At 57.9% G+C, this 23,294-nt stretch carries 21 protein-coding genes and 1 riboswitch; of the genes, 10 read left to right on the top strand and 11 right to left on the bottom strand.

Annotated features, from left to right (window positions below):
* Positions 1-27: 27 nt before the first annotated feature.
* The gene (locus ACP0GE_RS11525) at positions 28-909 is read right to left on the bottom strand and encodes an ABC transporter permease subunit (RefSeq protein ID WP_424832090.1); all 882 of its coding nucleotides are present in this window, start codon (positions 907-909) and stop codon (positions 28-30) included.
* Positions 910-985: 76 nt separating this feature from the next.
* Entirely contained in the window at positions 986-2,287 is a 1,302-nt protein-coding gene (locus tag ACP0GE_RS11520; protein ID WP_424832089.1) for an extracellular solute-binding protein, read from the bottom strand.
* A gap of 256 nt (positions 2,288-2,543) precedes the next feature.
* Between ACP0GE_RS11520 and ACP0GE_RS11515 the strand changes: the two genes are divergently transcribed.
* The 3 genes from ACP0GE_RS11515 to ACP0GE_RS11505 all read left to right on the top strand — a co-directional run bounded on the left by ACP0GE_RS11515 (position 2,544) and on the right by ACP0GE_RS11505 (position 6,301).
* Positions 2,544-3,548, top strand: coding sequence for a LacI family DNA-binding transcriptional regulator (locus ACP0GE_RS11515; RefSeq protein WP_424832088.1), 1,005 nt, complete (start codon positions 2,544-2,546; stop codon positions 3,546-3,548).
* A gap of 131 nt (positions 3,549-3,679) precedes the next feature.
* On the top strand, positions 3,680-4,786 hold the full coding sequence (locus ACP0GE_RS11510) for a saccharopine dehydrogenase family protein (RefSeq protein ID WP_424832087.1): 1,107 nt from the start codon (positions 3,680-3,682) through the stop codon (positions 4,784-4,786).
* Positions 4,787-4,804: 18 nt separating this feature from the next.
* Positions 4,805-6,301, top strand: a complete 1,497-nt coding sequence (locus tag ACP0GE_RS11505) for an aldehyde dehydrogenase family protein (RefSeq protein ID WP_424832086.1) — start codon at positions 4,805-4,807, stop codon at positions 6,299-6,301.
* A gap of 36 nt (positions 6,302-6,337) precedes the next feature.
* Here the strand turns inward: ACP0GE_RS11505 and ACP0GE_RS11500 are convergent, their stop codons facing one another.
* Entirely contained in the window at positions 6,338-7,915 is a 1,578-nt protein-coding gene (locus ACP0GE_RS11500; RefSeq protein ID WP_424832085.1) for a DUF5928 domain-containing protein, read from the bottom strand.
* A 142-nt stretch (positions 7,916-8,057) separates the two neighbouring features.
* Between ACP0GE_RS11500 and ACP0GE_RS11495 the strand changes: the two genes are divergently transcribed.
* Positions 8,058-8,876 carry a sulfotransferase family protein gene (locus tag ACP0GE_RS11495; protein ID WP_424832084.1) on the top strand — a complete coding sequence of 273 codons (819 nt, stop codon included), beginning with the start codon at positions 8,058-8,060 and terminating at the stop codon, positions 8,874-8,876.
* Between the two features lie 109 nt (positions 8,877-8,985).
* On the opposite strand, the gene ACP0GE_RS11490 is transcribed toward ACP0GE_RS11495, so the two are convergent.
* Both ACP0GE_RS11490 and ilvD read right to left on the bottom strand, forming a co-directional pair.
* Complete coding sequence (locus ACP0GE_RS11490; RefSeq protein WP_424832083.1) at positions 8,986-9,258, bottom strand: hypothetical protein; 273 nt, start codon at positions 9,256-9,258, stop codon at positions 8,986-8,988.
* A 122-nt stretch (positions 9,259-9,380) separates the two neighbouring features.
* Entirely contained in the window at positions 9,381-11,213 is a 1,833-nt protein-coding gene (ilvD, locus tag ACP0GE_RS11485) for a dihydroxy-acid dehydratase (RefSeq protein WP_424832082.1), read from the bottom strand.
* Between the two features lie 106 nt (positions 11,214-11,319).
* Here ilvD and ACP0GE_RS11480 point away from each other — a divergent pair, with 106 nt between their 5' ends.
* Together ACP0GE_RS11480 and ACP0GE_RS11475 are read left to right on the top strand one after the other, a co-directional pair.
* On the top strand, positions 11,320-11,871 hold the full coding sequence (locus ACP0GE_RS11480; protein WP_424832081.1) for a helix-turn-helix domain-containing protein: 552 nt from the start codon (positions 11,320-11,322) through the stop codon (positions 11,869-11,871).
* 16 nt (positions 11,872-11,887) lie between these two features.
* The gene (locus ACP0GE_RS11475) at positions 11,888-12,157 is read left to right on the top strand and encodes a CBU_0592 family membrane protein (RefSeq protein ID WP_424832080.1); all 270 of its coding nucleotides are present in this window, start codon (positions 11,888-11,890) and stop codon (positions 12,155-12,157) included.
* A gap of 15 nt (positions 12,158-12,172) precedes the next feature.
* Here ACP0GE_RS11475 and ACP0GE_RS11470 read toward each other — a convergent pair whose 3' ends face one another.
* Positions 12,173-12,850 carry an energy-coupling factor ABC transporter permease gene (locus ACP0GE_RS11470; RefSeq protein ID WP_424832079.1) on the bottom strand — a complete coding sequence of 226 codons (678 nt, stop codon included), beginning with the start codon at positions 12,848-12,850 and terminating at the stop codon, positions 12,173-12,175.
* A gap of 53 nt (positions 12,851-12,903) precedes the next feature.
* A riboswitch (cobalamin riboswitch) is annotated at positions 12,904-13,116 on the bottom strand.
* Positions 13,117-13,260: 144 nt separating this feature from the next.
* Here ACP0GE_RS11470 and sseA point away from each other — a divergent pair.
* Positions 13,261-14,115 carry a 3-mercaptopyruvate sulfurtransferase gene (gene sseA / locus ACP0GE_RS11465; protein WP_424832078.1) on the top strand — a complete coding sequence of 285 codons (855 nt, stop codon included), beginning with the start codon at positions 13,261-13,263 and terminating at the stop codon, positions 14,113-14,115.
* Positions 14,115-15,299: an aromatic amino acid transaminase gene (locus ACP0GE_RS11460; RefSeq protein ID WP_424832077.1), complete on the top strand. Its 1,185-nt coding sequence runs from the start codon at positions 14,115-14,117 to the stop codon at positions 15,297-15,299. The genes sseA and ACP0GE_RS11460 overlap by 1 nt, the downstream gene beginning before the upstream one ends.
* A 66-nt stretch (positions 15,300-15,365) precedes the next feature.
* Here the strand turns inward: ACP0GE_RS11460 and ACP0GE_RS11455 are convergent, their stop codons facing one another.
* Together ACP0GE_RS11455 and ACP0GE_RS11450 are read right to left on the bottom strand one after the other, a co-directional pair.
* Complete coding sequence (locus tag ACP0GE_RS11455; RefSeq protein ID WP_424832076.1) at positions 15,366-16,676, bottom strand: ammonium transporter; 1,311 nt, start codon at positions 16,674-16,676, stop codon at positions 15,366-15,368.
* Between the two features lie 31 nt (positions 16,677-16,707).
* On the bottom strand, positions 16,708-17,046 hold the full coding sequence (locus ACP0GE_RS11450; protein WP_424832075.1) for a P-II family nitrogen regulator: 339 nt from the start codon (positions 17,044-17,046) through the stop codon (positions 16,708-16,710).
* Between the two features lie 257 nt (positions 17,047-17,303).
* Here ACP0GE_RS11450 and ACP0GE_RS11445 point away from each other — a divergent pair, with 257 nt between their 5' ends.
* A complete protein-coding gene (locus tag ACP0GE_RS11445) occupies positions 17,304-19,484 on the top strand; it encodes a transglycosylase domain-containing protein (protein ID WP_424832074.1) in 2,181 nt (726 codons plus the stop codon).
* A 50-nt stretch (positions 19,485-19,534) separates the two neighbouring features.
* Here the strand turns inward: ACP0GE_RS11445 and leuB are convergent, their stop codons facing one another.
* Positions 19,535-20,638, bottom strand: coding sequence for a 3-isopropylmalate dehydrogenase (gene leuB / locus ACP0GE_RS11440; protein ID WP_424832073.1), 1,104 nt, complete (start codon positions 20,636-20,638; stop codon positions 19,535-19,537).
* Between the two features lie 91 nt (positions 20,639-20,729).
* Between leuB and ACP0GE_RS11435 the strand changes: the two genes are divergently transcribed.
* Positions 20,730-21,257 carry a redoxin domain-containing protein gene (locus ACP0GE_RS11435; RefSeq protein WP_424832072.1) on the top strand — a complete coding sequence of 176 codons (528 nt, stop codon included), beginning with the start codon at positions 20,730-20,732 and terminating at the stop codon, positions 21,255-21,257.
* Between the two features lie 6 nt (positions 21,258-21,263).
* Here the strand turns inward: ACP0GE_RS11435 and ACP0GE_RS11430 are convergent, their stop codons facing one another.
* Positions 21,264-22,292 (bottom strand): endonuclease/exonuclease/phosphatase family protein, encoded by a 1,029-nt coding sequence (locus ACP0GE_RS11430; protein WP_424832071.1) that lies wholly within the window; start codon positions 22,290-22,292, stop codon positions 21,264-21,266.
* Positions 22,289-23,122 (bottom strand): hypothetical protein, encoded by an 834-nt coding sequence (locus ACP0GE_RS11425; RefSeq protein WP_424832070.1) that lies wholly within the window; start codon positions 23,120-23,122, stop codon positions 22,289-22,291. The genes ACP0GE_RS11430 and ACP0GE_RS11425 overlap by 4 nt, the downstream gene beginning before the upstream one ends.
* Positions 23,123-23,294: the final 172 nt, after the last annotated feature.

Below are 23,294 nucleotides of genomic sequence, written 5' to 3'. Positions count from 1 at the left end.
TATGAACATGTGTCATGACAGGCCCCCTTACGTATAATGGATGCGACGTTCGACCAGCCGGAACTGGAAGATGGTCAACGCCAGTACCAACACCATCAGGACAACCGATTGCGCCGACGATCCGCCCAGGTCATTGCCGCGGAACCCGTCCACATAGACCTTGTAGACCAGCGTCATCGGGTTGTTGCCCGGCTCACCCTTCACCAGCACGTCGATGGTGCCGAAAGTGTCGAACAGGGAATAGGTGATGTTGATGATCAGCAGGAAGAACCCTGTGGGTGCCAGCAGCGGGAAAGTGACATCCCAGAACCGGCTGGTGGCCGAGCCATTGTCGATCAGCGCGGCCTCGCGCACGGAACGCGGGATGGATTGCAGGCCGGACAGGAAGAAGATGAAATTGACAGGCACCTGTTTCCAGACCGAGACGACGATCATCGCGGTTGCGGTGTCGAAATTGTTGACGCCCAGCTTGAAATCCCAACCGAGTTTCTGCGCGAACTCGGTCAGTGGTCCCCAGCTTTGGTCGAACATGATCAGACCGATGAAGCCCGCGACCGGAGGGGCAACCGCATAGACCCACATCAGCAGGGTCCGATAGCTGCGCGCGCCACGAATGACTTTGTCGGCCTTGACGGCCAGCAGCAGCGCAATACCCAGTGAGAAAAACGTGACCAGCACGGTGAACACAACCGTGAACCAGGCGATACGGCGGTATTCCGCATTCGCAGCCAGATCGGTGTAATTGTCGGCACCGACGAAGGTCGATCCGAACCCGAACGGGTCTTGCAGGAACATCGAGGACTGGATCGCATGGGCTGCGGGCCAATAGAAGAAGACTGCGATAATGATCAACTGCGGCAGCAGCAGCAGGATCGGCAGCCATTTCGTGTCAAAGCCTGCGCGCTTCATGCTGGCCTTCCTTTCATTGAATTAAGGGCGGCGGCCGCAGATGTCTGCAACCGCCGCGCCCGGTCAGAGTATCAGATTACCCCTGAGTTTTCGAGAAACGCTCGAGCAGCTGGTTGGCTTCTGTCTCGATGTTCTTGAACGCGTCTTCAACCGAAGTTTCACCAGTCAGGATACGGCCATATTCGCGGTTCATCACGTCACGGATCTGAACGTAGAAGCCCATGCGATAGCCTTTGGTGTTGTCACCGGCAGGCAGCGACAGCTGCTTGATACCAACCTCAGCAGCCGGTGCGGTTTCATAGTGACCGTCCGATTTTGCCAGCTCATAAGCGGCTTCGGTAATCGGAACATAGCCGGTTTCCTTGTGCCAGAAATACTGGGTTTCCGGCGCGGTCAGGAACTCAAAGAACGCAGCGGTGGCTTCGTTTTCCTCGGCAGGCTTACCAGCCATCGCGAACAGGGCTGCACCTCCGATGAAGGTCTGTTTGGGCTCGGCGATGACCGCTTCCCAATAGGGCAGATAGGTAGCCGAGAAATCAAACGGCAGGTCTTTCTTGGACAGGCCGCCAAACGAACCCGACGAGCCCAGCCAGATTGCAACCTTGCCGTCCTCGAACGGGGTCTGGTTGTCGCCCCAACCGGTGCCGAACCATTCGAAATAGCCTTTGTCCTGCCAGTCCTGAACCGCGGTAAAGTGTGCTTTGATGGCGTCGTTGTTCACCAGAATTTCGGTGTCGTTGCTGTCATAGCCATTGTTGTTGGTGGCAAACGGCAGGTCGTGGCGCGACATGAAGTTTTCGGTGAAGATCCAGGGCAGGTGCGACTGCGACAGGGCGGTGTAGCCGGCTTCTTTCAGCGCGGGGGCAGTGACGGTCTGGAACTCTTCCCAGGTTTTCGGCGGGGTCACGCCTGCTTTTTCCAGCGCCTGCACATTGTAGTACATGATGGGCGAGGATGAGTTGAACGGCATACCGATCATCTTGCCGTCGCTGTCGGCAAAGAAGTAGCGCACGCCCGAGATATAATCTTCGATATCGAACTCGACGCCATTCCCGGTCAGCAGGTCCTGAACTGGAATAGTTGCGCCTTTTGCACCGATCACGGTGGCAGCACCCGCGTCAAACACTTGCAGGATGTTCGGCTGCTCTCCTGCACGGAAGGCGGCGATGCCTGCGGTCAGGGTTTCTTCATAGGTGCCTTTGAAGACGGGGGTGACGGTGTATTCGTCTTGGCTGGCGTTGAAATCCGCTGCGATCTGGTTGACGGTATCCCCCAGCGCGCCGCCCATGGCGTGCCACAAGGTGATTTCGGTTTCCGCAAAAGCAGCGCCGGACAGCAGCGTCGCAGCTGCGGCAGAGGCGAGAGTCAGACGAGTCATTCTGTATCTCCGATCAAAGAGGCCCAGAGGGCACATTGAGGTGGTTTGGCCCGCAGAGACCTGCGACTCCAAATAATGTACGCACGTGATTCCGTACTGGAATACGAGTTAAATCCTTGAAATTAATCTTAGATTCCCCCCGATCTCCCCTTGTATGGAATCTGCACACGTGTTCACATACAAGTGCACTGTAACGCGGCTGTGACGAATGTGAAGTATTTTGACGAAACTGCACACAAGACAGTGAGGCGCTGAGATGAAACCCAGAAGCGGCCCCCGAACAAAGCGGGTGACGGCGGAAGACGTGGCGAAAATGGCCGGATCGTCCCGCTCGGCTGTGTCGCGGGCGTTCACCCCCGGTGCTTATCTGAATGCCGAAAAGCGAAAGGCCATCCTGAAAGCTGCGGAGGAGTTGGGCTATCGTCCCAACGCTTTGGCCGCCAGTCTACAGGCAGGTGGATCGAACCTTGTCGCGATCTTTGTGGGCGAAATGCCGAATGAATACGATCAGGAGGTTCTCAAGCATCTGACCACCGGGCTTTGCGGTGCGGGACGCTGGCCTATCGTGATTGGCGGCTCGGAAGAAACTGCGCGCGAGGCGGTCTCGAACGTGCTGCGTTATCCGCTCGAGGCGATCATCCTGCGGTCAGGCAGCCTGAACGAAGACATTGTGGAATCCTGTGGCAAGCTGAGCATTCCGGTGATTTCAAGTGGCCGTATGCTGGATGCGCCGGGGGTCGACAATGTGAGCTGCCGTAATTCAGACGGGATGCGTCGCGGGACGATTGCATTGCTGGGCAGGGGGCGAACCCGGTTTGCCTATATCGGCGGTCCCGGGCAGTTCAGTTCGTCACATTGGCGGCGCGAAGGGCTGTGTCAGGCTTTATCGTCGCAGAACCTATCCCTGATCGCCGAAGAAACGGGCGATTTCACGGTTCAAAGCGGATATGACGCGGCCGCCCGGCTGGTGCAGAGAGGTGAGATTGACGCCTTGGTCTGTGCCAATGACGCGATGGCCATCGGGGCGTTAACAGCGTTGCGCGAGAAAGGTATTTGTGTGCCCGAGGATATTTCAGTGTTGGGGTTCGACGACATTGCGATGGCTGCCTGGCCGTCATTCTCACTGACCACGCTGCGCAATCCCATTCCCGAACTGGTGGCCGAGGTGGTTGGTCTGTTGGACCGCAGGGCTGAAAGCCCTGACAAACCCGAAGAACAGCTGTGGCTAGAGCCGGAACTGATCCTGCGTAGCAGCCATTGACCGGCTTGGCCGTCGAAATAACGATAATTCCGATAATACGCCGAAGATAACGACGGTTTCGTCAAGATTTACCCTGCGAACCGAACAAGCTGCCCTTCATACTGAATGAAAACAGGCAATGGAGGCGTGTCGTGAACTGGAACATTTGCGTTATTGGGGCTGGCAAGATCGGGCAGATGATTGCCACCTTGCTCAAAGGGTCCCCGAATTATCGTGTGACTGTGGCGGATCACGATCTGAAGGCGCTGGGTGAAATATCCCGACTGGGTGTGTCGACGAAACAGATCGATGCCAAGGACGAGGCTGGGATGACCGAAGCCCTCACAGGCTTCGATGCAATCATCTCGGCGGCTCCGTTTTTCCTGACCCCTGCGATTGCTGCGGCAGCCAAGACGGTTGGTGCCCACTACTTCGACTTGACCGAAGATGTGGCCGCCACAAATGCCGTGCGCCAGCTGGCGGAAGACAGCGACACAGCCTTTATGCCGCAATGTGGCTTGGCACCGGGTTTTGTTGGCATTGCGGGCGCCGCGCTGGCCGCCGAATTCGATGAGATCGACAGCCTGCACATGCGGGTCGGGGCCTTGCCACTGTATCCGACAAACGCGTTGAAATACAATCTGACCTGGTCGACCGACGGGCTGATCAACGAATACTGCAACCCCTGCGATGCCATCGTGAATGGCGAGCTGGTGAAGACCGCTCCGTTGGAGGACTATGAGGTTCTGGGCCACGATGGTGTGGAATATGAATGCTTCAACACCTCGGGCGGTCTGGGCACTTTGCCTGAGACCCTGGAAGGCAAGGCGCGGGCTGTATCCTATCGCTCGATCCGCTATCCGGGCCACTGCGATATTCTGAAGCTGCTGTTGAACGATCTGGGGCTGGAGCGCCGCCGCGATCTACTGAAAGAGATTTTCGAGGCCGCTTTGCCCCGCACCGATCAGGACGTGGTGCTGGTCTATTGCACCGCAAAGGGCAAGATCGACGGCGTGCTGCGCGAGAAATCCCTGATCAACAAATCCTTCGCCCGCACGATCAACGGGCAGGTCTGGAGCGCCATTCAGATCACCACCGCCGCAGGCGTTCTGGGTGTGGTCGATCTGATGCGGACAGGGGCGCTGCCCTCGAAAGGCTTTATCCGTCAAGAGCAGGTCAAACTGACCGATTTCCTGAACACAGAATTTGGCCAGCTGTACCGTGCTGGTGACGTAACCGAACAGAACAAGGCGGCCTGAGAGATGAAAGACATAGTGATGACAGCCCAAACCACGCTTGCAAATCTGGATCTGACTGAGGCCGAACTGAAAGGCGGAACGCTCAAGGTGACGTCACCGATCGACGGCAGCCTGTTGGCCGAGGTGCATGAGACACTGGCGTCGGATATGGATGCTGTATTCGCCAACGCCAAATCAGCGTTCAAGGCGTGGCGCACCGTACCTGCCCCCCGTCGCGGTGAACTGATCCGCCTGCTGGGCGAGGAGCTGCGCGCCGCCAAGGATGATCTGGGCGCGCTGGTCAGCTGGGAAGCGGGCAAGATCACGTCCGAAGGTCTGGGCGAAGTGCAGGAGATGATCGATATCTGCGACTTTGCCGTGGGTCTGTCGCGTCAGCTTTATGGCCTGACCATCGCGTCCGAGCGTCCGGGCCACCGGATGATGGAAACCTGGCACCCCGTGGGTCCGGTCGGTGTGATCTCGGCCTTCAACTTCCCGGTTGCGGTGTGGTCGTGGAACGCCGCGATTGCGCTGGTTTGCGGTGATCCTGTGATCTGGAAACCGTCCGAGAAAACCCCGCTGACCGCGCTGGCTTGCCAGAAGATTTTTGAACGCGCGCTGGCTCGGTTTGGTGACGCGCCTGACCACCTGCTGCAAACCCTGATCGGCGGTGCTGATCTGGGTGAGACGCTGGTGGCCAGCGAGGATGTGCCGGTGATCTCGGCCACCGGTTCGACCCGCATGGGTCGCGCGGTGGCCCCCATCGTGGCTCAGCGTTTCGGCAAGTGTATTCTGGAACTGGGCGGCAACAACGCGATGATCGTTGGCCCCTCGGCCGATCTGGAAATGGCCGTGCGCGCCATTGTTTTCTCGGCTGTTGGCACCGCAGGTCAGCGCTGTACCACGCTGCGCCGTCTGATCGTGCACAATTCAATCCGCGAGGAGCTGGTGAGCCGCCTGAAGAAAGCCTATGCCGGTCTGCCCATCGGCAACCCGCTGGCCGAGGGCACATTGGTCGGCCCGCTGGTGGACGAAGCGTCAGGTGCCGCAATGACTGCGGCGCTGAAAGCCGCTGAGGCAGAAGGCGGTTCGGTGTTCGGCGGCAATCGCGTCACCGAAGGCGTTCCGGCTGGCGTCTACATGGAGCCTGCTATTGTCGAAATGCCCGGTCAGACTGCGACCGTGAAGACCGAGACCTTCGCGCCGATTCTCTATGTCATGGGCTATGACGACTTTGCGGACGCGCTGGAGATTCAGAATGACGTCCCGCAGGGCCTATCTTCCTGCGTGTTCACGCTGAACATGCGCGAAGCCGAGCAGTTCCTGACCGCAGCCGGGTCCGATTGCGGCATTGCCAACGTCAATATCGGTCCTTCGGGGGCAGAGATCGGTGGTGCCTTTGGCGGTGAAAAGGAAACCGGTGGCGGGCGAGAAAGCGGTTCGGACGCGTGGAAAGCCTATATGCGCCGTCAGACCAATACGGTGAACTATTCGGCTGAACTGCCGCTGGCGCAGGGCGTCAAGTTCGACATCTGATTATATCACCCGGCGGTGCACCTTACGCCGCCGGGCTTAATCACAAAACAGATAATCCAACCGCATGATGGCCTGGGCCTTGTTCTCGGCAATGCCAAGGAACTGCGCCAGGGCACGTTCGTTCTCGGAATTGGGCGCGGACTGGCGCAGGCGCAAATACCCGTCAAACCCAGATCCGCGAATCTGTTCCGATTCATATGCGATGTCGTTGCGAATGGTTGGCAGAAGACGTTCGACCGTTTCCGCCGGGCTGGTCTCCCCGGCCAGCCCCACACGTCGAGCGTGGCCAATCAGATAGTCGTTGGAATAGTCGCACTCGATCTCCAATACATGAGTGCGGGCCTGATCGGCGCAGAAGTCTTGAACAATGTCCAGATTTGACGGGTCGAGGCACAGAACCAGCCGGTCCGATCCGAAATGGTCGAACAACATTTGCACCAGCGCACGACGATGGCGCGAGCGCTTGGTCAAGGTCGTTTCGATCCCACCCAAATCCGGCAGCGGTGTTGCAAGCTCGTTGAACAGGTATTCGACGCAGGGGATATCGGTTTCTGATGCGATCTGATCAATCAGGCGCTTCGCGACGTGCCATTTCTTACAGACGACAAGAAACAGCTCGCGTTCGGGCCCCAGAGTATTCGCGGCTTCCCAGAACCGTTTCGCATAACGCCGTCCGACACGTCCGCGTCCGGTCAGAAAATTGTAAAGGCTGCGCCCTTCGTTCGACACCTGAAACGTGACACCTTCGGTGGCATAAAGGCGCCCCAACCTGTCTTTGAGCTCATGCGCCTCGGGGCTGATTTTCCGTGCAAACAGGTAATCCTGCCCCAGCAGCATATCGTAGTGATCATTGTAGAAGGTGACCGGCATGCCGTAGTCCGAAAACATCAGAAAGGTCAGCGTGCGGTTGTTTATTTCTTCTTTCGGGATCAGATGCCGGACAAGCGTCTGAAAGAACGTCTCGTCCGGTATCCAGGTGCTTGAGAAGAAGCGGACCACATCCCGTCGCTCGCGCAGAAAGGCCAGAATCATTTCAATCGTACGGCGGCGCAGACACCACCATTGGCTACCGATCATAACCTGCAAATCCGCCGGGATGTCGCGTGTCAGGTTAAATCGCTTCTGAAGTTCATAGGCTCCGTAAAACCGACGGCTTTGGGTTCGCTCGTTGAAATAGTGGCGATAGATCAGCCGGTCCGCTTTCATGCCGGTCTTGATCCAGTTGCTTTCGAAGAAATCGTGGCTCTCGATAAAATCCGCGTCGTTTTCATCCAGAAACCGATGCGCGTATTCGGCCGTTTTGATCGCCATGCAATCACCCGACAGCATGTAGAAATGCGTGGCGCGCGGAAAAGCATCGACCGCTGCCTGAACCGCGTACAAGGTGGCCTGAACCAGCGACCATTCCCCCCAGCCGCATTTGATCCGCTTGCGCGCGAAAGTGACGTTTGGATTGCTTTCCAATGCCTTGCGGATGCGCTCGTAATCCGTTGCTTTGGCGCGTGCATCGAAATGGATGGCCATGCAATCGCCGACAGCGGTCAGTTGCTCGGCCTGTGCGATGATTGCTTCAGGGTCTTTGTGACACAGTAAAATGTAGGCAATCTTTGCCATCGAGGTCCGCAATTCTCATTTCCGCTCGTTTCCATCCGTGATACTGAGGATGAGCGATTGAATAAACAGAATATTTTTGGTTCTTTTACGCCGAATGCCAGAGTATCGGCCTGAGACCGAACCGGCGAAGGAGGCGCGGCAAATGGGTTTTCCCGGGACATGGATGACCGAGAGTCAGAGCATGGTTTACCGCGTGGTGCCCAAATGTGCCTGCTCGACCATTGGGCAGATCATGTATTACTCGGATCATGGTCAGTTCTTCGATGGTGACATCCATGATGCGCAGGACGGGCTGCACAAATGGGCTTTTGATGGCAGTCAGGATCTGATCGCCCGCAATGTGCAATCGCACGGGTCTTACACGTTCACCTGTGTACGTAATCCGTATACCCGAATCCTCAGTTCCTTTTTCGACAAGATCTGTGGCATCCAACGCAACGGCAAACGCTATCGCGGTAATCTGGTGCCGACCTTGGTTTACAACTACGGGATTGAAGTTGGCGGTGAAGACGGCAAGGGCGAGTTTGACCAGATTGCCAGTTTCCGCCGGTTCCTATTGTTCGCGCGCGATACGATCCGGTGGCGGCGGCCCATGGACCCCGATATTCACTGGTCGGCCATGTCAGGGCATGTGTCGACGCTGATCGCAAATGGCGGTCGCTATGATCGCATATTCTGGACGGAAAAATTCAACGACGGCATGCAGGGCGTGCTGGACAACTTGGATACGGCGCACCCTGTGACACTGTCCGGGATTCCGCGTTTCAATGAATCCGAAGGGCATGGCCCCAAACGCGCGCATCCGGTCGAGGACTACTTTGACGATCTGTCCATGCATTTGGTCTATGAAATCTACAAACAGGATTTCGAATTGTTCAAATACGATTTCGAAAACCCGGGCAACAAAATGCCCGTTGGTGAGATCGATCTGGACGAGGTTCACGCCAAGCTGGGTGATTGAGGAGCAATGGGTGCGCCCGGCAGGTACGCATCTGCTTAGAATTTGATTTTCAGGTGAGTGTCTGCTTCGAGCCCAAAGTGTCCAAACTCACTCTGTCCATATGTTGGCTCTATTGCCTGCTCAACTTTTCACGAATTTGCCGAAGGCACTGATCGCCCTGAAGACAGGACGAGACCAGGCATGGGTCTTGCCACTCATTTTGAAACACGAAAGTGGCGCCACCAAACTTCACTTCGCTCGCCATAACAAATTGCTTTTGTTCGGCTTTGCCGAACTCAGTTCTAATTGCCTCTACAACGTCTGAAACATCCTCTTCTTCGAATTCCAAAGAAAAGTGACCGTTGCTGAGTTTGAGTAGACCAATTGCCATGGCGCCAAACATGGCATCGAAGGCTCAATGTGGTCAACTTTCAAGCAAGTAGATGATCGGTAGCAATGTCCGCACAGCATAACCAAAACAGACCACCGGAAAGGTGGACTGTTTTTTGTTGAGCAATTTCTAACTCAAACCTGACGCACAGCCCCTTTGGCCGCGCTGGTGGTCAGTTTGGCATAGGCTTTCAGCGCGGTCGAAACTTTGCGCTTGCGTGGCTCTGCCGGATGCCAACCCTTTTCATCCTGTTCTTCGCGCCGCTCGGCAAGTACCTCGTCCGATACGGCCAGATGAATCGTGCGGTTGGGGATGTCGATTTCGATCTTGTCGCCGGTTTTCACCAGCCCGATCTCACCACCTTCGGCAGCTTCGGGAGAGACGTGGCCGATGGACAACCCGGATGTACCGCCCGAAAAGCGCCCGTCGGTCAACAACGCGCAGGCTTTGCCCAGCCCTTTCGATTTCAGATACGAGGTCGGGTACAGCATTTCCTGCATCCCCGGCCCGCCACGTGGACCTTCGTAGCGGATGACCACAACGTCGCCTTCAACCACCTTACCGGTCAGGATGTCGTTGACAGCCTGGTCCTGACTTTCGCAGACATAGGCCGAGCCGGTGAATTTCAGGATGTTCTCGTCGACGCCCGCCGTTTTCACGATACAGCCGTCGCGCGCGATGTTGCCGAACAGAACCGCCAGACCTCCGTCCTGACTGAACGCGTGCTCTTTTGAGCGGATCACGCCGCCTTCGCGGTCTGTGTCCAGCTCTTTGTACCTGTTCGACTGGCTGAACGCCTGCGTGGTGCGAACGCCACCCGGGGCGGCCTTGAACAGATCCTGCGCCTTGGGGTTGTTGGCGACCTTAATGTCCCAGTTGGCGATTGCCTCGCCCATCGTGGCCGAATGCACGGTGCTGCAATCTTCGTGCAGCAGCCCGGCGCGGCTCAACTCGCCAAGGATCGAGAAAATGCCACCAGCACGGTGGACGTCTTCCATATGCACATTCTCGGTATTCGGCGCGACTTTGCACAGGCACGGTACTTTGCGGCTGAGATGATCCATATGGCTCATGTTGAAGTGAACCTCGCCCTCGTGGGCAATGGCCAGCAGGTGCAGAACCGTGTTGGTGGACCCGCCCATGGCAATATCGAGGCTCATGGCGTTTTCGAACGCCTCGAACGTGGCGATCTCGCGCGGCAAGAAGCCTTTTTCGTCCAGCTCATAATGCCGCTTGGTAATCTCGACGATGCGGCGCCCGGCTTCGAGGAACAGTTCCTTGCGATCCGCGTGGGTGGCCAGGGTCGAGCCGTTGCCCGGCAGGGCCAGACCCAGCGCTTCGGCCAGACAGTTCATCGAGTTGGCAGTGAACATGCCTGAACACGACCCGCAGGTGGGGCAGGCGTTTTCCTCGATATGCTTGACCTGTTCGTCAGTGTATTTGTCGTCGGCGGCCGCGACCATCGCGTCGACAAGGTCGATCTTTTTCACGTCCAGATCTTCGATGTCGATCTTTCCGGCCTCCATCGGCCCGCCCGAAACAAAGATTGCCGGGATGTTCAGGCGCATCGCGGCCATCAACATGCCCGGAGTGATCTTGTCGCAGTTCGAGATACAAACCATCGCGTCAGCGCAATGTGCGTTGACCATGTATTCGACCGAATCCGCAATCACCTCACGGGACGGCAGCGAATACAGCATCCCGTCGTGACCCATGGCGATGCCATCGTCCACGGCGATTGTGTTGAACTCTTTGGCGACACCACCTGCGGCCTCGACCTCGCGCGCGACCATCTGGCCAAGGTCTTTCAGGTGGACGTGGCCGGGCACGAATTGGGTGAACGAATTGACGATGGCGATGATCGGTTTGCCAAAATCATCATCACCCATGCCGGTGGCGCGCCACAGGCCGCGTGCGCCCGCCATGTTGCGGCCGTGAGTAGAGGTTCTGGATCGGTACAATGGCATATGCTGTTTCCCTATTGCCTCGGGTTGCATGTCTTGGGGTTCGTGCGTTATAGCGCACGTATCACATGTGCGCTATAACGTACAAGAGGATTCGAGAGACGATGATATGGCACCGGACGAAATCACGCTGAAGCTTAGGGATGTACGGGCAGCCACGGGGCTGAGCCTGTCGAAAGTGGCCGAGATGACGGGCGTCAGCAAAGCGATGCTGGGCCAGATCGAACGCGGTGAATCCAGCCCGACCATCGCGACGCTGTGGAAAATTGCCAAAGGGTTCGAATTGCCACTCAGCGCATTGATTGGCTCGGCAGTATTGCGCGATCCCTCAAATGCGGGCGTGTTTCAGACGGTGACCTTTCCTGGCAGCATCAAGGTCAAAATTGTCTTTCCCTTTGATCCGGATTTGGGAGCAGAGACTTTTCACGTGGAGCTCACCCCGAGTCAAAGCCATGAATCCCCGCCCCATGCCGCAGGAGTCACAGAAGAGGTCTTTGTTCTTGGCGGTACGCTGGAAATTCTACGAGACGGAGAATGGTTGCCCTTGCAAACCGGGCAAGGCCTGCGCTTTGCAGCCGATCTGCCGCACGGCTACCGAGCTGGCGTGGATGGGGCGAGTTTTCTCAACATGCACCATTACCCGCATCTGACTGAAATTTAAAAAACGGACACAGCCTATGACTGCATTGCTCGACAACCTGACTATCGTCGATGCCATCGGGTCCTTCGGAGCCCTGATCGTGGTCGCTGCGTATTTCGCGACCCAGATGCGGATGATGAATTCCGACGATCTGGCATTCCCGGTGGTGAACCTGCTGGGCTCGGTCCTGATCGTTTATTCGTTGGTCTACAATTTCAATCTGGCGTCAATGTTGATTGAAGGATTCTGGATTCTGATTAGCCTGATCGGAATTATTCAGCATTTCAGGTTGCGCCGCGCAGAGTAACGCGGCGCAAGGGGATTATGCCGCGTTGTGTAGGCGTGGCGTGAACAGGCCAAACTTGCCCATGTCCCGCGTGGATTTCGCTGCGGCCAAAACGGCCAGATCGGCCAGCGGCTCAATCAGGATAACCAGCATGTAGGCAGCGCCAAAGCTGACAACGGCCGCAAGGTTCTCGGCCCCAAATCCTTGACCAAAAAACGCCCAGAATGCCACCCAGACGACAACTCCGCCCTGATAGGCTGTGGACAGCGCAAGCGCCTGAGAATACTTCAGATCAACATAGGCCGTATTCGGCGCGATGATGCGGCCGGCCAAGGCCTGCAAGGCAAACAATGGCACCAGCAACGTTGTCATGTTCATCCCGAACTGAGGCAGGTCGAAAGGGGCCAGGAAAAACCCCTGAATGAACAGGCCCGCAATCAGGCCGATGGCAGCAGGTGCTGCGCCAAACAACAAAAACAGCGTCGATCCCAGAATGAAGTGTACTTCTGACACCCCGACTGGGAAGTGCGGCAATATTTCAAAGAAGGCGAAAACCAGCCCGGTGGTCAGGGCCGACCGAATGGCGAGGCTGGCAAGGCCGCTGCTTTTCAGACTGTCCCATGCCAGTTTAGCGGTATAGAGCCCTGCTCCGGTCGCGGTGGCGTAGCTCAGGACAAGTTTGGCGCCGTTTACGACGCCCGGTTCGATGTGCATAGTTTGATCTCCTTACCGTCACACCCGACGGCGGATAGGTTTAAATTGGGCTGTCGCCCGGCTTGCACATGGCAGGTCTCCTGACTTGCGGATTGAGTTCGGTCCCGACCTTCCCAACCGATGCGTTCGGTCAGTGGTCCTGCTGGGGCGAAGCTCCGCCTACAGTTGCGGGGGCAGTTCCGGCATAGACGGGTCTTGTCGCACCGGATTCCCTTTTCATTCCTCTGGGGAAATTCCCCTTTGGAAACCATGTCACGCAGGTGTCTGGCACAAGGTGCCGCCTGTCAAGCAGGCAAACGTCGGTGATCGGAAAAAAATACCAGTTCGCAAGGGGGGCAGGCCTTGGCATGGCTTGCACGTTTGGCCTCTCACCTATAGGGAAAATTCAAGCTCGCTTAGGAGAGGCTTTGATGCAGGACGATCCGAAAACCCTCGTATCTACTGATTGGTTGGCCGCACATTTAAAGGATCCGGATCTTCGGATTTTGGACGGGTCATGGTATCTGCCTGCGCAGAACCGCGATGCCAAGGCGGAATACGATGCTGGCCACATCCCGGGCGCCCGGTTCTTTGATATCGATGAGATTTCGGACCACCGTTCGGACCTGCCGCATATGGCACCTCCGGTCGAGAAGTTCATGTCACGCCTGCGGGCGATGGGCGTGGGCGATGGCCATCAGGTGGTCGTCTATGACGGCGCTGGGCTGATGTCGGCAGCGCGCGTTTGGTGGTTGTTCCGCCTGATGGGCCAGGACAACATCGCCGTTCTGGATGGCGGTTTGCCCAAATGGCAGGCCGAAGGTCGCGAGATCGAGGATCTGCCCCCCGTTATCCGTGACAGGCATATGACCGTGCGTGTCCAGAACCACCTGGTGCGCGATGTAACGCAAGTCTCTGCCGCTGCAAAGCTGACGGACCATGAAATCATCGACGCCCGGTCGGCCCCACGCTTTGCCGGGACCGAGGCCGAGCCGCGCGAAGGGCTGCGTTCGGGCCACATTCCTGGCTCGCGCAATGTGCCGTTTACCCAGTTGCTGAATGCCGACAGCACAATGAAATCGCCCGAAGACTGCCGTGCCGTGTTCAAAGCCGCAGGCGTGGACCTGTCGAAACCGGCGATCACATCCTGCGGGTCAGGAGTGACCGCAGCGATCCTCAGCCTGGCGCTTGAACGCATGGGCAAGAAAGACCACTCGCTTTATGACGGCTCCTGGGCTGAATGGGGTGCCTTCCCGACCCTGCCCGTCGCAACCGGAGAGAACTGATGTTCGAGAACCTGAAACCACAGCCTGCCGACAAGATTCTGGCGCTGATGCAGATGTACCGCGAAGACCCCCGCGATCAGAAGATCGATCTGGGCGTGGGTGTCTACAAGAATGCTGACGGCGTAACGCCGGTGATGCGTGCGGTAAAAGCAGCCGAAAAGCGTATTCTGGAAGAGCAGGAAAGCAAGGCCTATACCGGGCTGGCGGGTGATCCGGCCTTTGCGGACGCAATGATTGGTCTGGTCCTTGGTGACGCCGTGCCGCGCGACAACATTGCTGCTGCGGCGACCCCCGGCGGCACCGGTGCTTGCCGTCAGGCCTTCGAGATGATCCGCATGGCCAACCCCACGGCCCGTGTGTTCGTGTCGAACCCGACCTGGCCGAACCACCTGTCGATCCTGCACTATCTTGGGATCGAGACGGTCCCGTACCGGTATTTCGACGGCGAAGCTCGTGGCGTCGATTTCGACGGGATGATCGAAGATCTCAAGACAGCCAAAGTGGGTGACGTTGTCCTGCTGCACGGCTGCTGCCACAATCCGACCGGGGCCAATCTGAACATTGTGCAATGGCAAGAGGTGGTGAACCTGATCAACACGCGCGGGTTGGTGGCGATGATCGACATCGCCTATCAGGGTTTCGGCGACGGTCTGGAAGAAGACGCACAGGCAGTACGTCTGGTTGCCGCGTCGGTCAGCCGCTGTCTGGTTGCGGCATCCTGTTCGAAGAACTTTGGCGTCTACCGCGAGCGGACCGGGTTGCTGATGGCGATCAGCGATAACGCGGAAGAAACCGCGCTGAACCAGTCCACGCTGTCGTTCCTGAACCGCCAGAACTATTCGTTCCCGCCTGATCACGGCGCGCGGGTCGTGACGACCATCCTGAACGACGAGGCCCTGCGCGCCGACTGGGCGGCTGAACTGGAAGAGGTCCGCCTGTCCATGCTGGGTCTGCGTCAGCAACTGGCCGACGAATTGCAGCGCCTGAGTGGTTCGGACCGCTTCGGTTTTATCGCCCAGCACCGCGGCATGTTCTCGCGCCTGGGTGCGGCCCCGGAACTGGTCGAAAAGCTGCGAAACGATCACGGCATCTACATGGTGGGCGACAGCCGTCTGAACATTGCCGGATTGAACGTCAACACAGTGCCGATTTTGGCAAAGGCGATTGTTGACGTTGGGGTCTGAAGCAAACGTTGTAGCAAAAGAAAACCCGGGCGCGAACGCCCGGGTTTTTTTGTAGTAGTCGGTTTTTTACCCCTTCGAAAACTCCGGATAGGCCTCCATCCCTAGTTCCGCCATATCCAGCCCGTTGATCTCGTCCTCTTCGCTGACGCGAATACCCAAGGTCGCCTTCAGGATGATCCACAGGATCAGCGCGCCGACAAAGGTGAAGACACCGTATGCGATGATGCCGGTCAGTTGGGTGATCAGGTTCGCCTCACCGTAAAAGATCACAGCGATGGTGCCCCAGATGCCTGCGAACAGGTGAACTGGGATTGCGCCGACAACGTCGTCGATTTTGAACTTGTCCAGCATCGGAACCGCGAAGACCACGATGATACCGCCCACGGCACCAATCCACAGCGCACCAAACAGGGTTGGGGCCAGAGGTTCAGCGGTGATCGAGACCAGACCGGCCAGCGCACCGTTCAACACCATGGTCAGGTCGGGCTTTTTATACAGGACCTGTGTCATGATCAGAGCGGCAACCGCACCAGAGGCTGCGGCCATATTGGTGTTGGCAAAGATGCGCGACACGTCGGATACGTCACCCACGGTGCCCATGGCCAGTTGCGAGCCGCCGTTGAAGCCGAACCAACCCAGCCACAGGATGAATGTCCCCAAGGTGGCTAGCGCCAGATTCGAACCGGGCATTGGGTGAACTTTGCCGTCCTTGTACTTGCCGATACGCGGACCAAGGATCAGACAGCCAGCCAGAGCAGCCCAGCCGCCGACCGAATGAACAACGGTTGAACCGGCGAAGTCCGAGAAGCCAGCTTCGGACAGCCAGCCACCACCCCACTGCCAGGACCCCGAGATCGGGTACAGGATACCGGTCAGCACGACGACAAAGATCAGGAAGGGCCACAGCTTGATCCGTTCAGCCACGGCACCCGACACGATGGACGCTGTTGCAGCGACAAAGACCAACTGGAAGAAGAAGTCCGAACCGATCGAAGCATAGTCCAGCGCGGCTTCGGCAGGGTCAACACCAACCGGATCCAGCACAGTTGGACCGCCAATGGCAAAGAAACCATTGAAGTCCCCTGGATACATCGTGTTGAAGCCAATCAGCCAGTACATGATCGCGGCAATGGAAAATAACGCGATGTTCTTGATCATTTGCATGGCCACGTTTTTGGAACGCACCAGACCGCCTTCCAGCATGGCAAAACCTGCCGCCATGAAGAAGACCAGAAAGCCCGCCATCAGGAACAGCAGGGTGGTGAATATATATTGGGTGTGCAGCGCGGCCTCGCCTTCGGCGGCCTCTTGCGCCAGGCCCATCTGCGGCAGCACGACAAGCGCGGCAGCAGGGATGAGAGATTTTGTCAGGTTCATAGTCAGTCCTCGAATGATTGGGGTGGAGCGCTTACAGCGCATCCTCGTTGGTTTCCCCGGTCCGCACGCGCAGGGCCTGCTCGACATCGAGGACGAAAATCTTGCCGTCACCGATCTTGCCGGTCTTGGCGGTGTTGGAGATGGTTTCGACGATCTGGTCGGCCATGGTGGCCGGAACTACGATCTCGAGTTTGATCTTGGGCACGAAATTCACAGCGTATTCCGCGCCGCGGTAAATCTCGGTGTGACCCGATTGCGAGCCGAAGCCCTTGATTTCGGTCACCATCATGCCGCGAACACCAGCCTGGGTCAGTGCCTCGCGCACCTCCTCGAGCTTGAACGGCTTGATTGTTGCAATGATAAATTTCACGTCTTTCCCCTCTGCTTTTCCGGAGTGGCCGGTATTTCGCACCTGCAGAAAAAAAGCGTGAGGACGGGCTTATAGGAATGGATTTCGGGAGTAGGTGGCGCTGAAAATCAAAGAAATTGCATATTTTTTGCACAGAAATTCGCGGATGATAAAAAAATAGGCGGTTGCAGGAGGGGAATTACCGGAAATTCACACCTCTACATGTCGGCAGCACCGGGGTATGGTGCGACAAAAGTATAATCGGGCAGAGTTTGAGCATGACTGAGTCCAAGCGCCGTAAGCCGCCACTGGTCGCGGACAAAAGATATCCGTCGAAGCGGCGTAAGCCGACGGCGACCAAGCGCGCTGCGAAGCCTGCGGGCAAGAAATCCGTGGTCCGCAAGCCGGTGGCGCGCAAGACAACCCGCAAGAAGACACGCCGCCGCTCGGGTGGTGGTGGCGGGCCGTTTCGGCGGTTGTTCCGTTGGATCGGGCGTCTGATCTGGGGCGTCACCTGGCGCGTCGGGGCTGTGGCCGCGCTGATGCTGGCGCTGGCCATCGGCATCGTCTACAGCACCCTGCCTGATGTAGACGCACTGCTGGACGGGCGCGCGCGCGGATCGGTGACCTTGCTGGATCGCGACGGTAAGGTTTTCGCCTGGCGTGGCGACCAGTTTGGTGGGGTGATCACTGCGGATACGGTGTCTCCGCATCTGAAAAACGCGGTGGTCGCGACCGAAGACAAACGCTTTTACCGCCATTTCGGAGTCAGTCCGCGCGGCATCGCAAGCGCGGTTCGGATCAACCTGAGCGAAGGACGCGGACCGTTATCGGGCCATGGTGGCTCGACCATTACGCAGCAAACCGCCAAACTGCTATGCCTCGGCGTGCCCTATGAACCGAGCGAATGGGAGTCAGAGGCCGCGTATGAGGCCGACTGCCGCCAAGGTTCGTTATGGCGCAAAGCCAAAGAGGCCATCTATGCGATGGCGATGGAGGTCAAGTATTCCAAGGATCAAATTCTGACCATCTATCTGAACCGCGCATTCCTTGGGGCAGGCGCACGTGGCTTCGAAGCGGCAAGTCAGCGTTACTTTGGTAAATCGGCGGCCGAAGTGTCCCCGGCTGAGGCAGCGATGCTGGCCGGGCTTCTGGTGGCTCCCACACGTTATGCGCCCACAAACAACCTGCAACGGTCTCAGGACCGGGCGCGGCTGGTGGTCGGCCTTATGGAGGATCAGGGCTATCTGACGTCAGCTCAGGCCAGTGAAGCACGTAGTCGACCAGCTGCCCTGTCCGAGGCCGCCGCGGCGCGGGCAGGCGGGTATTTTGCTGATTGGGTCATGGCCAGCGGGCCCGAATTCTTTACCCGCAACACTACTGAAGATGTGGTGATCCGCACCACTCTGGATCAGCGCATCCAGAAGTCCGCCGAAGAGGCGTTGAAATATATCTTCGAGGAGAAAGTCCGGGAGGGGTCGAAAGCACAGGCTGCGATTGTGGTCATGTCGGCAGACGGCGCCGTGCGCGGCATGGTCGGCGGGCGAAAAACCAAGGTGTCAGGGGCGTTCAACCGGGCCACTCAGGCGCTGCGCCAAACCGGGTCGTCGTTTAAGCCCTTCGTTTACGCAACTGCGTTGGAGCTGGGTTATTCCCCGCTGGATACCGTGATGGACGAACCCTATTGCGTGAACATCCCCGGTTCGGGCCAGTGGTGCCCGAAGAACTACACCAACAAGTTCTACGGCCGGGTCACTCTGGCAGATGCGTTGAAGAATTCTCTGAATATCCCGGCGGTCAAAGTGGCCGAGATCTCGGGCCTGGACAACGTCCGCACCGTCGCCAGCGGGTTCGGGATCGCCAGTGATCTGGCGCAGGGTCCGGCGCTGGCGCTGGGCGCATCCGAGAGCACGTTGATCGAGATGACCGGTGCCTATGCGGGTATCCTGAACGGCGGTTCAGCGGTAGAGCCCTACGGGCTGACCGAACTGAAACTTCTGGGTGATGACACTCCGGTTATGATTACAACCACCGGTATCGGCGAGCGTGTCATCAACGATGCTGCTGCCAAACAACTGACCTGGATGATGGAGCGGGTGGTGTCCGAAGGCACCGGCGCGCGCGCCAAGCTGCCGGGTTGGCAGGTGGCAGGTAAAACCGGCACGACGCAGGCCGCGCGGGATGCGTGGTTTATCGGTTTCACTGCGGATTATGTTGCGGGGGTCTGGATGGGTTATGACGACAACACGCCACTGTCCGGCGTCACCGGCGGTGGATTGCCCGCCGAGATTTGGAAAGAGACGATGGTCCGCGTGACGGATGGCATGACACCCACGTCGTTGCCAATGATGGCACCCGAACCTCCGGTACAGACAGTGCAACCATCACAGCAACGTCGCCGGCAGGGTGGGTTCGCACAGGAAATCAACAACCTGTTGAACAGTATCTTTGGCAACTAAAAAAGGCGACGCACCCGGCGCCGCCTTTTCCTAATCACATACAGCGTGGGTCACAGGCTTTCGTCCAGCGCCGCCACGATCGTATCCCCCATTTCCGAGGTCGATACCGGCTGAACCCCTTCCGCCGCCGCCAGATCGGCAGTGCGGACACCATCGGCCAGAACTTTTTCGATTGCGGCTTCCAGACGATCCGCCTCGGCGCCCTGATCAAAACTGTAGCGCAGCGCCATGGCAAAGCTGAGAATACAGGCGATCGGATTGGCCTTACCCTGTCCGGCAATATCCGGGGCCGATCCGTGGACGGGCTCGTACATCGCCTTGGGGCGGCCGTTTGCCATCGGGGCGCCCAAGCTGGCCGACGGCAGCATGCCCAGCGAGCCGGTCAGCATCGCCGCGCAGTCTGACAGCAGATCACCAAACAGATTGTCTGTGACGATCACATCGAATTGCTTCGGTGCGCGTACCAACTGCATCGCGCCATTGTCGGCATACATATGGACGACTTCAACCTCGGGGTAATCCCCGGCAACACGATCTACGACCTCGCGCCACAGGATGCCCGATTCCATCACGTTGGCCTTTTCCATCGAGCACAGCTTCTTGTTCCGGCGCATCGCCAGTTCAAAGGCCGAGCGCGCGGCGCGTTCGATCTCGGACTCGGTGTAGCGCTGGGTGTTGATGCCGACGCGCTCGTTGCCTTCTTCGAAGATGCCACGCGGCTCGCCGAAATAGACGCCCGAGGTCAGCTCGCGCACGATCATGATATCCAGACCGGCAACGATGTCTTTCTTCAGCGACGAGAAATCGGCCAGCGCATCAAAGCACTGAGCTGGGCGCAGGTTGGAATACAGGTCCATTTCCTTGCGCAGGCGCAGCAGGCCGCGCTCGGGCTTTACGCTGAAGTCCAGATCGTCGTATTTCGGGCCGCCAACAGCACCCAGCAGAACTGCGTCCACCTCTTGCGCTTTGGCCATGGTCTCGTCCGACAGTGGTTTGCCGTGGGCATCATAGGCCGCACCGCCGACCAGATCCTCGCTCACGTCAAAGTGAAGATCACGATTGGCACCGAACCAATCGATGATTTTGCGCACTTCGGCCATAACTTCCGGGCCAATTCCGTCTCCGGGCAGGATGAGGAGCGAGGGGTTGGACATCGACGGTCTCCTTGCGTTTCGTCGCAAAGGGCCTAGCGTCTGAGCCGCATCGGGTCAATGAGACGAACCCGTCAATTCACGAGGAAAACACATGTTGATACCGGGAAATTCCGTTCCTGCCCTTAAAATCGAAACCATTGGCGGTGGTAACTTTGACCTGGAGGCCGACAAGGGCGAAAACGGCACGCTGGTGATTCAGTATCGAGGCCTTCACTGCCCGATCTGTATCCGCCAGATGGGAGAGGTTGAAGCTGCACTGGATGATTTCGCAGCGCTGGGTGTCGAGGTGATCATGCTGAGCACCGATAGCGCCGAACGGGCAGCCAAGACTGTCGAAAAAGCCGGGACGTCGAAGCTGCGTGTTGGACACGGCCTGCCGTTGACAGAGGCACGGGACGGCTGGGGCCTTCATATTTCAAAAGGGCGCGAGGGCACGGCGGAAGCCCCGTTTTTTGCCGAACCGGGGCATTTCTATATCGCACCTGATCGGACCTTGTTTTTTGCGTGGCAGCAAACAACGCCGTTTGGTCGGCCTGCGGTTTCGGATATTTCGGGTGGGATCAAATACGCGCTGGAGAACAAATATCCACCGCGGGGGACTTATACCGGGCCACTGTAAGGCCGACTATTCCACCACCAAATCGACCCAAACCAGCCGATGGCGGCTTGCTGCTTCGGCTGATTTGCGGCCCGGGGTGTTTTCCTTAGGCCAGTAGATGCCAGACGCTGCAATCTGCCATCCTGCTGACGGCAGAACGTAATCGACCCGCATCTCGCCCACGCCCTTCCAAAGCACGGTTTCAGGTGATCCGTCAGGCGTTAAGGGTTTTGAGTCCTGCAAGCGCGTGTTGTCCAGCAGATTACGGATCGCGTCCTTGCGCCCTTCTCCCTTATTGGGGTCAAGATTAGCGTCGCCCGCGATCACGAAACGGCCTTTGGGTGATGGGCCCAGTTCCCCCTTCAGAACCAAAGACCACAGCCGGATTTCGTCGGCATTGCGCAACCCGTTGCGGTCCTCTGGCCCATCAAAAACCGGAGGCGTTGCGTGAAACGTCAAAACGTCGATCAGCCCGCCGGGTGCCTCAATTGGGACAATCCAATGCGCGGTCGAAGACAGGCGTTGCTGCTCTTGCGCCTGCTTCGACGGGAATGGCACCCCATCCACTTGCGGCAGAGTGGCTCCGGGTAGATCACGCCACAACAGAGACGTCAGTGAACGCGCCTCCCCGGTTCGAATAGGATACCGGGACAAGACAGCGATGCCCGATTGGCCGGTGAATTTCCCCCAGCCCTGCGCGTCGCCCGGCCCTCCGGTTTTGCCGTCACCGTCAAGGTCTAGGCCGGTTTCAAGTCCTGCATTGGGTTGAGCGGCAAAGGCGAATGGGTAACTTAATCCGGCCTCGTCCAAAGCTTGTGTCAGGGCACCAAGCGCCAGCCCGTCCAGGTCCCAATCAATGCTCTGAAGTGCGACGATGTCCGGTTTCGTTTCCGCCAGGACCGAGACCACGGCGTCCACCTGAGGGTCGCCGCGCCGGATATCCCGCAATAACAGCCCCGGCCCGTCACGGCTGAGCTCTGTATTGAAGGTCGCGATGCGAAGGGATTCTGCCTGCGCTGCGAAGGGCAGCATCAGCAGCAGAAGGATACGGATCATGCAGTCTGTCGGGACGTCTCGGTTGTCGAATAGGCGCGTCGTTTTTCAACGATCAAATTGGCAACGCGAATGGTCGCCATCCCGCGCATGATCATGCTGGCTGGTAGAAAGGCCCAGGCGCTGAGCGTCCAGATCAGTGTCTGCGGGTTGCTGAGCGTAATCGGGCTGCCAAACTCCGAGATCAGTTTGATCAGGGCGGGGATCAGGAATGGCAGTAACACGCCAATCATGATGTTCAAACGCCCGTCGCGCTGCAGACGGGTTACAACATCGCCACCTTTGGTTGGGTCGAACAGCGGAAGATTGGTCCAGACGTTGAAGGCCCCGTTGCCAGTAGGCCAGCCACGCCATTTGACCGCATAGGCAAAGCTGGCGATCGTCACAAGCGCGGCGACATAAGCGATACCTGCTGAGATGCGCACCAATTCGATCAGCGGAGCCGAAGCATTCGCCGGCAGCATCAGCACGACAAGGCGTACAGGTGAATAGGGAAAGTCCGCCACGTTGGCGACCATCAGACCTATGGTATAGAACGCGTGCGTCAACTCGGTCGGTGCATAGACGTTTTTGCAGATCAGCGTCAGAAACGTGATCATCGAGGTCAAACCAACAAAGCGCAGCCGATTTACCGGTGGGGCATCGCGGAATTCAATGAAACTGGGAAAGGCAGAGTTGTATTCTGAGAACGTCAGAATGAACGCCAGAATCGCAAGAAACACGACGATCTCGGTCCCGTTCGACGTCGATGTAGGCAGGTACAACGCAGGGGTCAGCACCATAAGTGCGACCAATAGTCCACGTATCGCCGCCCCCGTAGTGCGTGCAATCACAATCCGAACCCTTTCCAAACCGGATCAGTCGATTCTGTGCCGACTTACAATCCAACTTGTGCCCGACGTTCCTTTATCAAACGCATGCCTCGATGCCGACAACACTGGCGACAACGACCATTAAGCTCAAGCCAAGCGCCAGAAAACACGGCATTTCGGGCAAAATGATGGC

Source organism: Ruegeria sp., from assembly GCF_965243365.1.
GTDB lineage: Bacteria > Pseudomonadota > Alphaproteobacteria > Rhodobacterales > Rhodobacteraceae > Ruegeria.
The sequence above is the reverse complement of the archived record's forward strand: the minus strand, read 5'-3'. Positions and strand labels throughout refer to the sequence as shown.

What these genes read in the sequence shown, in the direction of transcription:
- ACP0GE_RS11500 (WP_424832085.1), bottom strand. Translation starts at nt 7,915, where the DNA reads ATGGCAAAGATTGCCTACATTTTACTGTGTCACAAAGACCCTGAAGCA.
- ACP0GE_RS11505 (WP_424832086.1), top strand. Translation starts at nt 4,805, where the DNA reads ATGACAGCCCAAACCACGCTTGCAAATCTGGATCTGACTGAGGCCGAA.
- ACP0GE_RS11495 (WP_424832084.1), top strand. Translation starts at nt 8,058, where the DNA reads ATGGGTTTTCCCGGGACATGGATGACCGAGAGTCAGAGCATGGTTTAC.
- ACP0GE_RS11430 (WP_424832071.1), bottom strand. Translation starts at nt 22,292, where the DNA reads ATGATCCGTATCCTTCTGCTGCTGATGCTGCCCTTCGCAGCGCAGGCA.
- ilvD (WP_424832082.1), bottom strand. Translation starts at nt 11,213, where the DNA reads ATGCCATTGTACCGATCCAGAACCTCTACTCACGGCCGCAACATGGCG.
- ACP0GE_RS11515 (WP_424832088.1), top strand. Translation starts at nt 2,544, where the DNA reads ATGAAACCCAGAAGCGGCCCCCGAACAAAGCGGGTGACGGCGGAAGAC.
- ACP0GE_RS11480 (WP_424832081.1), top strand. Translation starts at nt 11,320, where the DNA reads ATGGCACCGGACGAAATCACGCTGAAGCTTAGGGATGTACGGGCAGCC.
- ACP0GE_RS11455 (WP_424832076.1), bottom strand. Translation starts at nt 16,676, where the DNA reads ATGAACCTGACAAAATCTCTCATCCCTGCTGCCGCGCTTGTCGTGCTG.
- ACP0GE_RS11435 (WP_424832072.1), top strand. Translation starts at nt 20,730, where the DNA reads ATGTTGATACCGGGAAATTCCGTTCCTGCCCTTAAAATCGAAACCATT.
- leuB (WP_424832073.1), bottom strand. Translation starts at nt 20,638, where the DNA reads ATGTCCAACCCCTCGCTCCTCATCCTGCCCGGAGACGGAATTGGCCCG.
- ACP0GE_RS11525 (WP_424832090.1), bottom strand. Translation starts at nt 909, where the DNA reads ATGAAGCGCGCAGGCTTTGACACGAAATGGCTGCCGATCCTGCTGCTG.
- ACP0GE_RS11470 (WP_424832079.1), bottom strand. Translation starts at nt 12,850, where the DNA reads ATGCACATCGAACCGGGCGTCGTAAACGGCGCCAAACTTGTCCTGAGC.
- ACP0GE_RS11475 (WP_424832080.1), top strand. Translation starts at nt 11,888, where the DNA reads ATGACTGCATTGCTCGACAACCTGACTATCGTCGATGCCATCGGGTCC.
- ACP0GE_RS11520 (WP_424832089.1), bottom strand. Translation starts at nt 2,287, where the DNA reads ATGACTCGTCTGACTCTCGCCTCTGCCGCAGCTGCGACGCTGCTGTCC.
- ACP0GE_RS11460 (WP_424832077.1), top strand. Translation starts at nt 14,115, where the DNA reads ATGTTCGAGAACCTGAAACCACAGCCTGCCGACAAGATTCTGGCGCTG.
- ACP0GE_RS11445 (WP_424832074.1), top strand. Translation starts at nt 17,304, where the DNA reads ATGACTGAGTCCAAGCGCCGTAAGCCGCCACTGGTCGCGGACAAAAGA.
- sseA (WP_424832078.1), top strand. Translation starts at nt 13,261, where the DNA reads ATGCAGGACGATCCGAAAACCCTCGTATCTACTGATTGGTTGGCCGCA.
- ACP0GE_RS11490 (WP_424832083.1), bottom strand. Translation starts at nt 9,258, where the DNA reads ATGTTTGGCGCCATGGCAATTGGTCTACTCAAACTCAGCAACGGTCAC.